Source organism: Actinokineospora sp. UV203, from assembly GCF_056323665.1.
In genome coordinates, this window is the sequence record NZ_CM150484.1 from 1970589 (window position 1) to 1983928 (window position 13340).

16 protein-coding genes are annotated in these 13340 nt (G+C 68.4%); 6 read left to right on the forward strand and 10 right to left on the reverse strand.

The window, feature by feature from the left end; translation table 11 throughout:
- The first annotated feature begins 479 nt into the window (after positions 1-479).
- From ACUZ2Y_RS08960 to ACUZ2Y_RS08980, 5 genes are all read left to right on the forward strand, one after another.
- Positions 480-887 carry a DUF485 domain-containing protein gene (locus tag ACUZ2Y_RS08960; RefSeq protein ID WP_476328759.1) on the forward strand — a complete coding sequence of 136 codons (408 nt, stop codon included), beginning with the start codon at positions 480-482 and terminating at the stop codon, positions 885-887.
- Positions 884-2470 carry a solute symporter family protein gene (locus ACUZ2Y_RS08965; protein ID WP_476328761.1) on the forward strand — a complete coding sequence of 529 codons (1587 nt, stop codon included), beginning with the start codon at positions 884-886 and terminating at the stop codon, positions 2468-2470. Before ACUZ2Y_RS08960 ends, ACUZ2Y_RS08965 begins: the two co-directional genes overlap by 4 nt.
- Positions 2471-2589: 119 nt before the next feature.
- Positions 2590-3750, forward strand: a complete 1161-nt coding sequence (locus tag ACUZ2Y_RS08970) for a type III PLP-dependent enzyme (protein ID WP_476328763.1) — start codon at positions 2590-2592, stop codon at positions 3748-3750.
- A 24-nt stretch (positions 3751-3774) separates the two neighbouring features.
- Positions 3775-4176 (forward strand): adenosylmethionine decarboxylase, encoded by a 402-nt coding sequence (speD, locus tag ACUZ2Y_RS08975; protein WP_476328765.1) that lies wholly within the window; start codon positions 3775-3777, stop codon positions 4174-4176.
- The gene (locus tag ACUZ2Y_RS08980) at positions 4173-5027 is read left to right on the forward strand and encodes a spermidine synthase (protein WP_476328767.1); all 855 of its coding nucleotides are present in this window, start codon (positions 4173-4175) and stop codon (positions 5025-5027) included. The genes speD and ACUZ2Y_RS08980 overlap by 4 nt, the downstream gene beginning before the upstream one ends.
- A gap of 9 nt (positions 5028-5036) precedes the next feature.
- Here ACUZ2Y_RS08980 and ACUZ2Y_RS08985 read toward each other — a convergent pair whose 3' ends face one another.
- The 6 genes from ACUZ2Y_RS08985 to ACUZ2Y_RS09010 form a co-directional block, all read right to left on the reverse strand.
- On the reverse strand, positions 5037-5750 hold the full coding sequence (locus ACUZ2Y_RS08985; protein WP_476328769.1) for a hypothetical protein: 714 nt from the start codon (positions 5748-5750) through the stop codon (positions 5037-5039).
- A gap of 1 nt (position 5751) precedes the next feature.
- Positions 5752-7014 (reverse strand): hypothetical protein, encoded by a 1263-nt coding sequence (locus tag ACUZ2Y_RS08990; RefSeq protein ID WP_476328771.1) that lies wholly within the window; start codon positions 7012-7014, stop codon positions 5752-5754.
- Positions 7015-7100: 86 nt separating this feature from the next.
- Entirely contained in the window at positions 7101-7454 is a 354-nt protein-coding gene (locus ACUZ2Y_RS08995; RefSeq protein ID WP_476328773.1) for a DUF3817 domain-containing protein, read from the reverse strand.
- Complete coding sequence (locus ACUZ2Y_RS09000; protein WP_476328775.1) at positions 7451-7789, reverse strand: hypothetical protein; 339 nt, start codon at positions 7787-7789, stop codon at positions 7451-7453. The genes ACUZ2Y_RS08995 and ACUZ2Y_RS09000 overlap by 4 nt, the downstream gene beginning before the upstream one ends.
- 38 nt (positions 7790-7827) lie before the next feature.
- Positions 7828-8070, reverse strand: a complete 243-nt coding sequence (locus tag ACUZ2Y_RS09005) for a DUF397 domain-containing protein (protein WP_476328777.1) — start codon at positions 8068-8070, stop codon at positions 7828-7830.
- 10 nt (positions 8071-8080) lie between these two features.
- Positions 8081-9118 carry a DUF5753 domain-containing protein gene (locus ACUZ2Y_RS09010; RefSeq protein WP_476328779.1) on the reverse strand — a complete coding sequence of 346 codons (1038 nt, stop codon included), beginning with the start codon at positions 9116-9118 and terminating at the stop codon, positions 8081-8083.
- On the opposite strand from ACUZ2Y_RS09010, the gene ACUZ2Y_RS09015 reads away from it, so the two are divergent.
- A complete protein-coding gene (locus ACUZ2Y_RS09015; RefSeq protein ID WP_476328780.1) occupies positions 9067-10317 on the forward strand; it encodes an HNH endonuclease signature motif containing protein in 1251 nt (416 codons plus the stop codon). The genes ACUZ2Y_RS09010 and ACUZ2Y_RS09015 overlap by 52 nt on opposite strands.
- Positions 10318-10333: 16 nt before the next feature.
- Here ACUZ2Y_RS09015 and ACUZ2Y_RS09020 read toward each other — a convergent pair whose 3' ends face one another.
- The 4 genes from ACUZ2Y_RS09020 to ACUZ2Y_RS09035 form a co-directional block, all read right to left on the reverse strand.
- Positions 10334-10735: a DUF4143 domain-containing protein gene (locus ACUZ2Y_RS09020; protein WP_476328782.1), complete on the reverse strand. Its 402-nt coding sequence runs from the start codon at positions 10733-10735 to the stop codon at positions 10334-10336.
- A 569-nt stretch (positions 10736-11304) separates the two neighbouring features.
- Positions 11305-12132 carry a lytic transglycosylase domain-containing protein gene (locus ACUZ2Y_RS09025; protein ID WP_476328784.1) on the reverse strand — a complete coding sequence of 276 codons (828 nt, stop codon included), beginning with the start codon at positions 12130-12132 and terminating at the stop codon, positions 11305-11307.
- A 109-nt stretch (positions 12133-12241) separates the two neighbouring features.
- A complete protein-coding gene (locus ACUZ2Y_RS09030) occupies positions 12242-12730 on the reverse strand; it encodes a transcriptional regulator (protein WP_091374757.1) in 489 nt (162 codons plus the stop codon).
- Positions 12731-12954: 224 nt separating this feature from the next.
- A complete protein-coding gene (locus ACUZ2Y_RS09035; protein WP_166658057.1) occupies positions 12955-13116 on the reverse strand; it encodes a hypothetical protein in 162 nt (53 codons plus the stop codon).
- Positions 13117-13340 lie beyond the last annotated feature (224 nt).

Sequence of the window (13340 nt, forward strand, 5' to 3'; positions counted from 1 at the left end):
CGCTCGATCGGGTTACATTGACACTCTGGCGGACCAGCGATCTTCGCGGCCGCGCCTCTCTTTGCTTCTACCTGCAACTACTCCCCCGCGACCAGCGCTCTGACCTCCACTTCGGGCCGTGATCACTCCACGATTGGTGACCATCACCCCGCCGTGAGCCACCGTGAACACGGCGCGTGATCATCTGGTTCACCGGGTCGTGTGAAGTCCGGGATCGGGCCGTATCCAATTGCCGCCGCTATCGTTCCGTGATCCGCGCCCTGGAATAGCACCGATCATTAGGCGATCGCGCTAGTCGCGGTTAGTATGGCGCGGCCCGGTCCCGCAATGCGGCGACGGGCACGCGACCATTCGGCGCGATATCTCCCGCGCTGCCGAAGGGCCCGACCCATTCACCGACGCGAGTCACCACACGCGAGTCACCCGACGCTTGCCACTCGCCTGCCGCTCGCCTGCCACAGCAGTGACGGAGGAATGCAATGACCGAGGTCGTCCCGCCCCCTGTGCGCGCACGCGGTCAGCGCGCCGCGACATTCGGCGGTATCACCACCCCGGCCGGTCAGCCCCGACCGCCCGCCGGCCCCGACTACGCCGCGATCCACGCGAGCGCGGAGTTCACCGCGCTGCGCTCCCGGTTCCGCCGGTTCGTCTTCCCGATGACCGCGCTGTTCTTCGTCTGGTACCTCGCCTATGTCCTACTTGCCGCCTACGCCAAGGACTTCATGAGCATCCGCGTGTTCGGCTCGGTCAACATCGCCCTGGTGTTCGGCCTGCTCCAGTTCGTCTCCACGGTCGGCATCACCGCCTTCTACGTGCGGTGGGCCCGAACCCGGATCGACCCCGAGGTCGAGCTGATCCGCGTGCGGGCGGGGGTCGACGCCCGATGACGAACCTCGCCGCGAGCCAGGTCGGCGACCCGGTCCTCAACACGATCGTCTTCGCCGCCTTCGTCCTGATCACTCTCTATGTCGTCTATAAAGTCAGTTCGCGCAACAGCTCCACAGCGGACTACTACGCCGCGGGCGGGCGCTTCACCGGACCGCAGAACGGCATCGCCCTGTCCGGCGACTTCCTGTCCGCCGCGTCGTTCCTGGGCATCGCGGGCGCCATCGCCATCAACGGCTACGACGGCTTCCTCTACTCCATCGGCTTTCTGGTGGCGTGGCTGGTCAACCTGCTGCTGATCGCCGAGTTGGTCCGCAACACCGGCCGGTTCACCATGGGCGACGTGCTCGCCTTCCGGATGCGCCAGCGCCCGGTGCGCGCCGCCGCGGCGACCTCCACCCTGGTGATCTCGCTGTTCTACATGCTCGCCCAGATGGCGGGCGCGGGCGCGGTCGTCGCGCTGCTGCTCAACGTGCAGGGCAAGGGCGGCCAAGCGCTCGTCATCGCCGTCGTCGGCCTGATCATGATCTTCTACGTGCTCGTCGGCGGGATGAAGGGCACCACCTGGGTGCAGATCATCAAGGCGACGCTGCTGATCCTCACCGTCGTGCTGATGACGGTGTTCCTGTTGGGCAAGTTCGGTTTCAGCATCACCGCGCTGCTCGACCAGGCCGCCGCCAACAACGCCAACGGCACCCGGGTGATCGACCCCGGCGCCCAGTACGGCCGCACGTCGACCGCCACGCTCGACTTCATCTCCCTGGCCCTGGCACTGGTCCTCGGCGCCGCCGGTCTGCCGCACGTGCTGATGCGGTTCTATACCGTGCCCAACGCGACGGAGGCTCGCCGCTCGGTGGTGTGGGCGGTCGGCGCGATGACGGTGTTCTACGGCGCCACACTGATCATCGGCTACGGCGCCTCAGCGCTCGTCGGCTCCGACCGGATCCTCTCGGCCACCGGCCGGGAGAACGCGGCGGCGCCGCTGCTGGCCTTCGAGATCGGCGGCACAGTGCTGCTCGGCATCGTCGCGGCGGTGGCGTTCGCGACCATCCTCGCCGTCGTCGCCGGGCTCACGATCACCGCGTCGGCCTCGTTCGCGCACGACGTGTTCAACAACATCGTCCGCAAGGGCAAGGCGGATCCGGTCGAAGAGGTGAAGGTCGCCCGGCTGACCGCGGTGGTGATCGGCGTGCTGGCCATCGTCGGCGGCATCCTCGCCAACGGCCAGAACGTCGCCTTCCTGGTGGCGCTCGCGTTCGCGTTCGCCGCGTCGGCGAACCTCTCGACGCTGCTGTACTCCCTGTTCTGGAAGCGGTTCAACACCAACGGGACACTGTGGGCGATGTACGGCGGCCTGGGCTCGTGCTTGCTGCTGGTGTTCTTCTCCCCCGTGGTGTCCGGGACGCCGACATCGATCATCTCCGGCGTCGACTTCCACCTGTTCCCACTCACCAACCCGGGCATCGTCTCGATCCCCGTGTCGTTCCTCTGCGGCTTCTTCGGCACCGTGCTGAGCAAGGAGCAGGCCGACGTGCCCAAGCAGAAGGAGATGGAAGTCCGGTCGCTGACCGGCATCGGGCGGTAAACACCCGGTCACCCCGCGTTCCAGGCGGTCCGCCGCGCCCGGATGGTACGGCCACCATGCCGGGCGCGGCGACGGCCACGTCATCGATTCGCAGGTATCCCGGGTATTACAGTCACGCCGTGCTTGACGTTCCTCTGTCGGCGCCGGACGTCCCCACCCGGCTACGCGCGTATCTCGATGATCACGCGCCGACGACGCCGTGCCTGCTGATCGACCTGGACGTGGTCCGCGCCAACTACCGGGCGCTGCGCGCGGCGCTGCCCGAGGCGGCCGTCTTCTATGCGGTGAAGGCGAATCCGGCGCCCGAGGTGGTCCGGGCGCTGGTCGCCGAGGGGTCGAGCTTCGACGTCGCGAGCATCGGTGAGATCGATCTGTGTCTGGCGCAGGGAGCGGCGCCGGAGTCGCTGTCCTACGGCAACCCGATCAAGAAGGCCGCCGACGTCGCCTACGCCTACAGCCTGGGCGTCCGCCGCTTCACCTTCGACTCCGCGGGCGACCTGGAGAACCTGGCCGTGCTCGCCCCCGGCTCCCGGGTGTCGTGCCGGTTCATCGTCGACGCCCCGCAGTCGGGTACTCCATTCGGCCGAAAGTTCGGCTGTGACCCGGATATGGCGATCCGCCTGCTGGCCCGAGCCGCGGATCTGGGGCTGTCGGCGGACGGCGCCTGCTTCCACGTCGGCTCGCAGCACACGGACCCGGCGGCTTGGGTCTCGGGCATCGCCGAGGCCGCCCGGATCGCGCGCGCGCTCGACGAGTGCGGAGTGCCGACCCGCGCGCTCAACATCGGCGGCGGCTTCCCCACCGGCTACGCGACGCCCGCTCCCCCGCTCGAAGTGCACGCCGCCGCGATCCGCGCGGCCGTCGCCGAGCACTTCGACACCGCCCCGGAACTGCTGATCGAACCGGGCCGCGCGGTGGTCGCGACCGCCGGTGTGATCAGAAGCGAAGTGGTGTTGGTCTCACGAAAGTCCGACACGGACGCCCACCGGTGGGTGTACCTCGACATCGGCCGCTACTCGGGACTGGCCGAGACCGAGAACGAGTACATCGCATATCGGCTGCTCACAGCACATCCGGCGACACCGGCCGGACCGGTGATCATCGCCGGGCCGACCTGTGACGGCGATGACGTCATCTACCAGCACACCAGTTACAGTCTCCCGCTGGCGTTACGTGCGGGCGACCACGTCGACATCCTCGACGCGGGCGCCTATACGGCGAGCTACTCGTCGGTGTCCTTCAACGGATTTCCGCCTCTGCCGACGCTGTTCGTCGGCTGATCACCCCCGCAGGAGGTTAGACAGATGTCGTACGACCCTGCGCCCGAACTGGGCGTCGGCTATTTCGCAGGCCGACACGTGCTCGCCGAGTTCGATGGCGTTGATCCGTTGTTGCTCGACGATCTGAGCTTCCTGCAACAGGCACTCGAGGATTCGCTGAACAAGGCGGGCGCGACGATCTGCGATGTCGTGTCCAAGCAGTTCGAGCCCCAGGGCGTGACCGTCCTGGCGCTGCTGTCGGAGTCCCACGCGTCGATCCACACCTACCCGGAGATCGGGTCGATGTTCGTCGACATCTTCACCTGCGGGGAGACCGCCGATCCCGAACTCGCCGTGGCCCTGCTGCGCGACCGCCTGGGCGCGCTCGAGGCCCGGATCAACACCATCCACCGGGGAAACCCGATTCCCGCGGAGCCCGCCCGATGAACACGATCATTGAACCCCTCGCCGAAGGCATGACCCGCGTCTGGGAGATGCCCGAGGTCCTGGTCGAGACCGACACCGACTTCCAGCACCTGGTGATCGGCAAGACCCACCAGGGCGTCAGCCTGTTCTGCGACAACGACCGGCAGAGCACCGAGTTCAGCCAGCTGACCTACCACGAGGCGCTGCTGGTGCCGGCGCTGCTGCTGGCCCGCAAGGTCGAGCGCGTGCTCGTCGTCGGGTCCAGCGAGGGCGTCGTCAGCCAGATCTCGGTGGCCGCGGGCGCGTCGGTCGTCGACCACGTCGACATCGACCGGCAGGCCGTCGAGCTGTGCGCCGAGCACCTGCCCTACGGCTACACCACCGAGGAGCTCTCGGCTGCGGTCAAGGGCGAGGGCCCGGTCCGGGTGCACTACGCCGACGGCTGGGAGTTCCTGGCCCGGGCCGAGGCGGACGGCGCGAAGTACGACATCGTGCTGGTCGACCTGCCCGACGAGCGCGCCGAGTTCGCCCAGCACAACCGCCTCTACGAGGAGGAGTTCCTCACCCGCTGCCGCGCCGTGCTGGCCGACGGCGGCGTCGTGGTGTGCCAGGCGGGCTGCCCGACGATGTGGCGCAACGAGACCCTGATCCGGTCGATGAGGCGCTTCGGCGACATCTTCGGCACCACGGTCTACTACGGCTCCGACGAGCACGAGTGGGCGTTCCTGTTCGGCATCACCGATTCCGACGCGAACACGACCGAGCGGATGATCGCGCGGCTGCAGACCCTGCCGTACCGCCCGGAGTCGATCGACGCGGATGCCCTGCGCGGCTGCACGATCCCGCCCTACCTGGTCCGCAAGGCCCTCTGACCACCTGCGTTAGGGGACGCACGTCGGCGTGACTGTCGGCGTCAGTGTGGGTGTGGGCTGCGGCGTGGGTGGTCGGGTCGAGGGCGTGGTGGTTCCCGGGTACGCGGTGGTGGCCGTGGTGGTGGGGCATCGTGGGAGCGGCGGTGGGTCCGGTGTCGAGCCGGTGACCGCGAGCACCACGGCGATCCCCGCCACCACCGCGACGCCGACCGCGCCGGCGATCAGCGTGCGGGTGCCTGAGCGCGATGGCGGCGGGGGCAGCGGCCGGGAGGCCGCGTAGGCGAGTTCCTCCGGGTGGGCGGTCGGCCGCTCCGAGGCGGGCGGGGCGGCTCGTACCGGCGGGTCGAACTGGGTGGAGCGCTCCACCCGGAAGCCGTCCTCGTCGGCCAGAAACCTGCGGTACGTGTCCAGCGCGACCCGGTGGGCGCGCGGCAGCTCGGTGTCGTCGGCGATCGTGTCGCCCGGGTAGAGCACGCCGACGGTCAGGACCAGCGGCCTGCTGTGCTCGTCGCGGACGGGCCCGTCGACCTCGCCCTCGGCGAGCGGATATTCGTTCCACACCAGGAAGTACCCGCCGACCCGCCCGGCCTGATAGCGGACGCCGGGCCGCGCCGACAGGACGTCGTCGTCGAGGAAGCCGTACGTGGGCAGGACATCCGGGGCGAGCAGCACCCGGTAGCCCCGGCGCCTGCCGCGGGCGATCAGGAACGGCCGGCCGCCCATGTCAGTCGTCTCCGAGGCGGCACTTGGGCAGCCGCGCCTCCAACACCGCGACCTCGTGCTGGAGCAGCGACACCACCGTCCGCCGGGCCTGGACCAGCTCCTCGGCCCGGCGGTCGGCGGCACTGAGAGTGTGCGCGTCGCCCGGCCGGGGCTGCGGGAAGACCGCGAGCTCGGCCAGCAGACCGCCGCCCGCGGCGGAGATCAGCGCCCGCCCGGCCCGCTGCGCGACGAACCGCGCCAGCACCTCCAGCGCGACCGCCGGGCTCACCGCGGACTGCCTGGCGGCCAAGCCGAGGAGCTGCTCGCGGGTGGACCGGTCCAGGGTCAGCTCGACTTGGCGCAGGACGTCGGGGACCACCGCGCACAGCGGCAGCTCCACCCCGTCGGGCCGGAAGTGTCCGTGCGGCCGTTTGTGCACCTCGTTGCCTTGCAGGACAGCGAAATCGTGGCCGACCGCGCTCACCGGCAGCAGCCGCACGACCCGCCGCGCGCTGTGCATGGTGACCAGGTCGCGGAAGCCGTCGATGCCCATGAGCAGGGTGCGGACGGTCTCCAAGCGGACGTTCTCGTCGGGGTGCAGCGCGTCGAGCAGGTCCCACTTGGTGATCACGAACGCGATCGGCGTCCGCGCGCCGAGCATCGCGTTGATCATCGCGTCGAGCGAGGCCTGCAGGATCAGCGCGCCCCGCTGATTCCCTTGGTACGCCTGGAGAACACGCAGCCCGTCGATGATCCCGATGAGAGCGTCGGCCCGCCCGATGGACTCGATCAGCCGGGCCTGCGCGGTCGAGCCGGGGGCGTCGGGGTCGGTGAGGAGTTCGCCGGGGTATTCGAGGTAGCCCAGGGTGAACACGGGCTCGACACCGTCGTGGGTCGGGGCCATGACGCTGAACTCGAACTCCCGCATCTCGCCGCGCCGGGTCCCGGCGGGCCAGTCGTCGGCGGAGCTGGCGACCTGCTGGTACCAGCGGTTGAGCTCGATGAGCTGGTCGTAGGGCGCGCGCAGGTGGAAGCCGCGGCCGCCCGGGGTCTGCAGCCGGCGGTACATGCTGGTGAGCAGGAGGGTCTTGCCGGAGCCCTGCAGGCCCAGCGTCACCACCCGGAACTTGGGCAGCGGCGGCGGTTCAGGCGGGGCGGCCTTCTTGCGGCGCGACCACCACCACCCGGCGAGCACGATGCCGAGGCCTACCGCGCCCAGGATCCACGGCCACGCCACATCGGCGACCCCGAGCGTCTCGTCGTGCGAGGCCAGATAGGCGGACATGAGCGTCACCTCCCTGGTGACTAGCTCAGTGTGACACCCATAGGAGGCGCCGATCGGCCGTCAGATACAGCGGCCATTCGGGTGAATCAGAGCTTTTCGCCCGCCCGGACCTTGTGGGTCACCTTGCGCTCGATGACGAACGACAGGAACGGGATCATCCCGGCGACCAGGACCATGAGGGTGCCCTTGACCGACCAGCGGGCCTTGAGCGCGAGGTCGAAGGCGACGAGCAGGTAGACGGCGTAGAGGAAGCCGTGGGCGGGCCCGACGACGGCCATCGGCCCGGCGTTGTCCCCGACGTACTTGACCAGCATGGCGACGACCAGCGCGAGCAGCCCGACACCGACGATGTACGCGAGCACCCGGAACCGGGCGAGCGCCCCACGGATCCCCTTGGCCGCGACTGCCTGGGCCGGGTTTTCCTCGTCGGTCATGCTCATCGGTTCTCCTGGTCGTTCAGTGCGGCGAGATAGCGGTTGTAGGCGACGAGCTCGTCGTCGCCGTCGTCATCGGGGATGAGCTTGGGCCTGGGGGTCGGCTTTGGTGCGGGTTCGGCGGCTTCGCGGTCGCGGAGCTTGCGCATCCGCCAGAACATATAGGCGGGGGCGAGGCCGAAGAGTGGCCATTGGAGGACGTAGCCGAGGTTCTGGAAGGTCCCATTGGCTGATTCGAAGCGCTGCCACTGCCACCAGGCCAGGCTTAGGCAGGCGACGAGTGAGAGCACGCTGACCCCGATGACGAGGAGCCTGCGTGAGTAGTTGGATGTGTCGCCCACGGTGCCGATGGTAAACCTCGGTACCTGAGTGAGGGCCGTCACCTGGGGAGGAAGGCGCTCCAGGCGGTGGTGGGGAAGGTGAGGTGTGGGCCTTCGGAGTACTTGGAGTCGCGAACACCGACCAACTCGGGCTGGATCGCCACCTCGACACAGTTGTCATTATCGCCCTGCCCACTGCGGCTGCTCTTCCGCCAGGCGATCTCCACACAGTTGTCGTTGCCGCCCTGACCACTACGGCTGCTCTTGCGCCACACCGCACCGGAGAAGTCCGCAGTCGTCATGGAGTGCCTCTCAGTCAGGCCGGTATCCGCGCCACACCTGCTCGATGAGCCGAATCGACTCGGCGGGCGCAAGCGCCCGCGAGGCGAGGTGATCGAAAATCATCCTAGCCCGGGAGACCTCGCACTCCTGCTCGATATGGATTGCTCCCGTTGGGTAGCTGACATAGCCGATGTCCGGTTCCTGCGGCAGCGGGAACGAGACGATCGTGAACGCACCATCCATCCCCACATGGCCGCCCGCTGCGAATGGCACCACTTGCAGCCAAACTGAATCAAGACCACTGGCTTCCATGAGGTGGGCTAGTTGGGTCGCCATGACCTCCCGCCCTCCCACCTGGCGGTGCAGGACCGCTTCATCGATGATCGCGGTGAGCTGGAGCGGGGACTCGTCGTCGACCAATCGTCGCTGGCGAACCTGCCGTGCGGCGATGTGGTTGGCGAGTTGTTCGGCAGTCCACTCCACCAAGCCGAGTGCGAGCAGTGCCTGCGTGTATTCCTTCGTCTGGAGCAAACCAGGCACGTTAAGCAGGCTGCATTCGCGCACATGAGAGGCCTCGGTCTCCATGCCGATGTATCCGCGATCCCGAATGCCGTACTTCGTCCACCACCCCGGCGGCACAGCCTTCCGCACCTCATCCAGCAGCCCGCTGTCGTAGCAGTCGTAGATATCCATCATCGACCTGGCGATATGAACATCCATCTTGTTGGCGCCGGACTCCAGCCTGGCCAACGTAAACCGGTTCATATCCAGCGCCTTGGCCGCCACCTCCAACGTCATCCGAGCGCCTTCCCGCAGCTCCCGGATCCGCCGCCCCAGTCTCCGGCGCCGAAACGGTGGAATCGCCTTCGGTGACACCCGACTACCTCCCGTGTGCGAGCGATCACCCAATGACCAGGTGCACAGTGCACAACGCCCACGAGCACCGAGGTGGCAATTTTTGATCGAACACTCGTTCGAGTGATGACTTCGGTGGCGTGGCGCTGGATCATGGAGGTATGGCCGATCTGGAGATCCACCACAACGACCCCAGCCGGTTCTGGGCGTCATGTGGCCCGGGGCTGGTCGCGGAGTTCGTCGCCGCCACGCGGCGGTTTCGTGCCGCGTACTCGGACATGGTGCGAGTCGCGGATGAACTGGAGCGCGACGGTGTCGCAGGGTTGGCGGGATACGGGTCGCTGCCGCAGTTGCTCTCAGCACTGACCGGGATCGGCGCGAAGCACGCCAAACGGTTGGTCGGGCACGCTGAGTTGGTCTCGGTGTCGCGCACCCCGACTGGCCACGAGAGGCCCGCGCCGCTGACGGCGACCGGGGAAGCGCTGCGAGCGGCGGCGATCGACGCCGAGCACGTCGATGTGATCGCGTGGGCGGTCGAACGGATTCCCTCCTGGGTCGAGCCTGCCGCCCGCGACGAGTTGGAAACCACGCTGGCCGAGCAGGCCCGCGAGTGCACCCCTCCACAGCTGCGCTCCAGCGCCGACCGGATGCTGGCAGCACTGGACCAGGACGGCCCCGCACCCGACGACGCCCCCATCCCTGAGCCGCGCAACGAACTGGCCTGGCGGCGGCGCCGCGATGGGCGGGTCAGTGGCCGGTTCGAGCTCTCGGCGGTGGACGGAGCGGCGTTCACCGCCCTGATCGAACCGCTGGCCGCACCTCGCCCCGGCGCGGACGACACCCGCAACCAGATCGAACGCAACGGCGACGCGTTGGCTGAGTTGTGCGTCCTGGCCTCCGCGTCTCCCGACGTGCCCTCGGCGGCCGGGGAACGGCCCCACGTGAACGTCACAATCCCCCTGGCGGACCTGGAATCCGGCATCGGCCAGGCAACCCTGGGCGACGGCGAAGTTCCGATCTCGGCGGCCCGCGCCCGACTGCTTGCCTGCGACGCCAAAGTGATCCCTCACGTGCTCGGCTCAGCGGGGCAACCCCTCGATGTCGGCCGCACCCGCTACACCGTGCCCACCCACCTGCGGCGCGCGCTGATCCTGCGCGACGGCGGCTGCGCGTTCCCACACTGCGATCGCCGCGCACGCGCTTGCGATGCCCACCACGTTCGGCACTGGGCCAGTGGTGGCGTCACCGCCCTATCGAACCTTGTTCTCCTGTGCCCACGCCACCACCGACTGACGCACAACAGCGAATGGGAGGTACACATCGGGCCAAACGAGCGGCCCAAGTTCATCCCGCCCGCCTACCTACTCGGCGCCCGAGGATCACCGCAGCTGGACCTCTCCAGACCCGCGTGAGTCGAATCGTGGTGCGTCACGGTCCGAGAAGGGCCGCCGGGATGACGGCTACGCCATCAGACCGGCGGTAAGCATGGGTGCCTGTGGTGATGACAGCGGCATCCAACAGGTCGGCGCCCATGCGATCGCGGAGCCAGCGGAGGTGAACGAGGTCTCGATCGTCCACAGTGGCGCTGAGCCTCACCTCTATCGCAACGACTTGGTGGTCGCCACGCTGGATGACGAAATCGACTTCGTGGCGACCATCCCTGGTCCGCGAGTGGTGCAGCGTCGCCTCATTCGCTTGGGCATAGACGCGAAGCAGTGAGTCCTCGGTGGCGCCGAGAAGGCGAGCGGCCAAGGCGGGATCGACCAACTGGTGCTTGGGGCCCTGAGCGAGGCGGCTGAAGGGATTTCGGCTGGGCAGCCAGGCGGGCACGGGGTCGAGTAGCCACAACTGGGTCAGGACATCGCGATAGCCGATTGTCGTGGTCTTGGCGGGCTTCTCGCGCGACGCCGCACGAGATGCCCCTGCTCAGGGACGTCATGCTCGACGATCCGCGCGAGGTATCCATCGAGTTGGGCCCGTCGCGCCCGAGCGGGCGCGTCACAGATCCCCGGGAAGCCTGAGCGCAGGATCTCGTCGGTGTACTGGGGTAAACCGACCGCGGTTTCCCCCTCGACGGGCGCGCGCCTCCCCGACAGCAGGTCACCCAGTCCCAATGATGGCGCTTGAACACCACGTTCGACGAGCGTCATCGGGCGCATGCGAACCCGCACGATGCGACCGGCACCCGAGTGGGTTGGGGCGGTCACGGGTGTCGCGCTACCGGTGAGCAGGAATGTCCCATACGGCGGGATATCGCTGCCACTCGTCAAGCAGCACCGGATGGTCGGCCCGGTCGAGCCTTGCCGGGTCGGCGGCCAACAGCTCTCGGGCAGCGGGGTCGTCGAGTGCGAAGGTGGTGCCCGCACGCCACCCACGCTACCGCTAGCACGCAGCCTGAACTACTGGGCAGCCGTGCGGGCGTAGCCGTCGGCCAGGCCGAAGACCTTCTGCCCATACGGCACCGAGTTGTTGTACGAGAACGCGCCCGCCCACCAACCCGCGGCGCTGCCCATGTCGCGGCCATTGGCGCACAGGTAGCGGCCCGCGGCCAGGGCGGCGTCGTCGATCTGCTGGGGGTCGCCGCGACCGTCGAGGTTCGCGTCGGAGGCCCAGCGCTTCCAGGTCGACGGGATGAACTGCATCGGACCAACCGCGCGGTCGACCTGGTTGTCGCCGTCGTACATGCCGCCGTCGGTGTCCGAGATCGCCTTCACGCCGGGTGAGCCGTCGAGCGGGACTCCGATGATCGGCTTGGACGGGCGGCCGTCCTCGCCGAGGGAGGCACCGCCGTAGCGGCCGTGGTTGGACTCGATACGGCCGATCCCCGCGAGCGTGGCCCACGACAGGCGACACTTCGGGGTGGTCGACCGCACGACCAGCTCAGCATTGCCGTAGGCCATGAGCGCCCGCGCCGGCACGCCCGTAGGACCCGCCAGCTTCTCCGCCCACGTCCGCAACACGTCAGCGCCGCCCGCGCCTGCCTGTGGGCGCGGTGGCGGCTGCTGAGCCACACCGGCGTCCGTGCCCGCGGGAGCCACCGACCCCGGCTCGACCGGGGCCGCCTGGACTTCCAGCGCGGGAATCTCGACCGGCATGGCCTGCGGCGTCGCGGCGACGCGGACCAGCCAGACGACGCCGACGCCGACCACCATGACCAGGACCACGACGAGCAGCCTGACCAGGATGCCCGCACCACGCCGGGTCACCGGATTGTTCGAGTCCGCCACCGTGCTCCAGCCTGGGTCGCCAATGCCGCCACTGACAGCATCAACGACCAGGGCACTTCGGCGTTACGCGAAGTGGCTGGGACCACTCACGGGAAACTCACGAAACAGCTCAGGCCGCGCCGTCACGACGCTGTCGCTGCAGCCTAGCCACACACCACGCGGGGGCACTGCCGCGGCGCAGGTGTTCCAACACGGTCAGGGGACCGAGCCGCCTGCGCAGGTCCGAGGGCGCCAGGCCCGCGGCACGGTAGTCGAGGGCGCGCTGGTCGAGCGGGCTCATGCCCGCGTCCCACCACTCCTCGGCCTCCGCCACGCCGCCGACCATCTGCCACCAGCCCGCCGCGGCGGAGAGCAGCTCCTCCGGAACCCCGGGCAGACGCTTGCGCATCGCGACGAGGTATCGGGGGTCGGTGCTTTCCACTTGGGACCAGCGGGACGCTCCCGCCCGAGCGCGCTGACCGGGAATACCCGGCGCGGCTACGGGCGCGTCCGCCATCCATTCCGACGCGATGCGGTGGGCTTCCACCGCGTCGGCGTCATGCGAGCGCTCTGCGGTCCACTGGCGGACCAAGGCGTCGACCCCGGGGTCGTCGAGCATTCTGCCTCCTGGAGGTCTCATGATCACTCGATGGCCCAAACCGTAGGGGGCTACACCGACAGATCGCCAGACCCAAACCAGGAGAACTTTCCCAACCTGGCCCTAAAACCCTGAGATCCACCCTTACGGTCCAATTTGGATCTTAATCAAACCAAGATCATCACAGAGGGTGATCGTCCGAGGGGCAGACTTCTCCCAGAGTTCACGGGAAAGTCCGTTCGCTACTAGGCGAACAAGTTCTTCAGGAAGGTGATGATCGCCTCGGCGCCGTCACGGAGCCAGCCGAACAGGTTCTGCACGGCTTCCGCGGCGGCCGTCGGCTGCGTGATGACGTAGAACAGGCTCAGGGCGACCACCACGAGGATCGCGGCTTTCTTCGCATCCATCGGTTCACTCCATCCGCTCTGTCCATGCCGGGGCCCCAACGCGGCCCCATCTGCCCATGATCCCCCAAGTCGGGGGGTTGACGGGCAACTTTCCGTCATTTGGCGGCACGGTGGGTGAGAAATTCTCCTCACCCGACACTATCGCTGTCCGGCGATCACTCTAGAGGTCTAGTACGACACTCCAACGCGAGACACCCCAGTCGCGGGGACACGAACGTGGCCCA

Bases quoted from the DNA above. Each gene is read 5' to 3' on its own strand.
- ACUZ2Y_RS08960 (WP_476328759.1), top strand. From the start codon at position 480: ATGACCGAGGTCGTCCCGCCCCCTGTGCGCGCACGCGGTCAGCGCGCC.
- ACUZ2Y_RS08965 (WP_476328761.1), top strand. From the start codon at position 884: ATGACGAACCTCGCCGCGAGCCAGGTCGGCGACCCGGTCCTCAACACG.
- speD (WP_476328765.1), top strand. From the start codon at position 3,775: ATGTCGTACGACCCTGCGCCCGAACTGGGCGTCGGCTATTTCGCAGGC.
- ACUZ2Y_RS08980 (WP_476328767.1), top strand. From the start codon at position 4,173: ATGAACACGATCATTGAACCCCTCGCCGAAGGCATGACCCGCGTCTGG.
- ACUZ2Y_RS08985 (WP_476328769.1), bottom strand. From the start codon at position 5,750: ATGGGCGGCCGGCCGTTCCTGATCGCCCGCGGCAGGCGCCGGGGCTAC.
- ACUZ2Y_RS08990 (WP_476328771.1), bottom strand. From the start codon at position 7,014: ATGTCCGCCTATCTGGCCTCGCACGACGAGACGCTCGGGGTCGCCGAT.
- ACUZ2Y_RS08995 (WP_476328773.1), bottom strand. From the start codon at position 7,454: ATGAGCATGACCGACGAGGAAAACCCGGCCCAGGCAGTCGCGGCCAAG.
- ACUZ2Y_RS09005 (WP_476328777.1), bottom strand. From the start codon at position 8,070: ATGACGACTGCGGACTTCTCCGGTGCGGTGTGGCGCAAGAGCAGCCGT.
- ACUZ2Y_RS09015 (WP_476328780.1), top strand. From the start codon at position 9,067: ATGGCCGATCTGGAGATCCACCACAACGACCCCAGCCGGTTCTGGGCG.
- ACUZ2Y_RS09010 (WP_476328779.1), bottom strand. From the start codon at position 9,118: ATGACGCCCAGAACCGGCTGGGGTCGTTGTGGTGGATCTCCAGATCGG.
- ACUZ2Y_RS09030 (WP_091374757.1), bottom strand. From the start codon at position 12,730: ATGCTCGACGACCCCGGGGTCGACGCCTTGGTCCGCCAGTGGACCGCA.
- ACUZ2Y_RS09035 (WP_166658057.1), bottom strand. From the start codon at position 13,116: ATGGATGCGAAGAAAGCCGCGATCCTCGTGGTGGTCGCCCTGAGCCTG.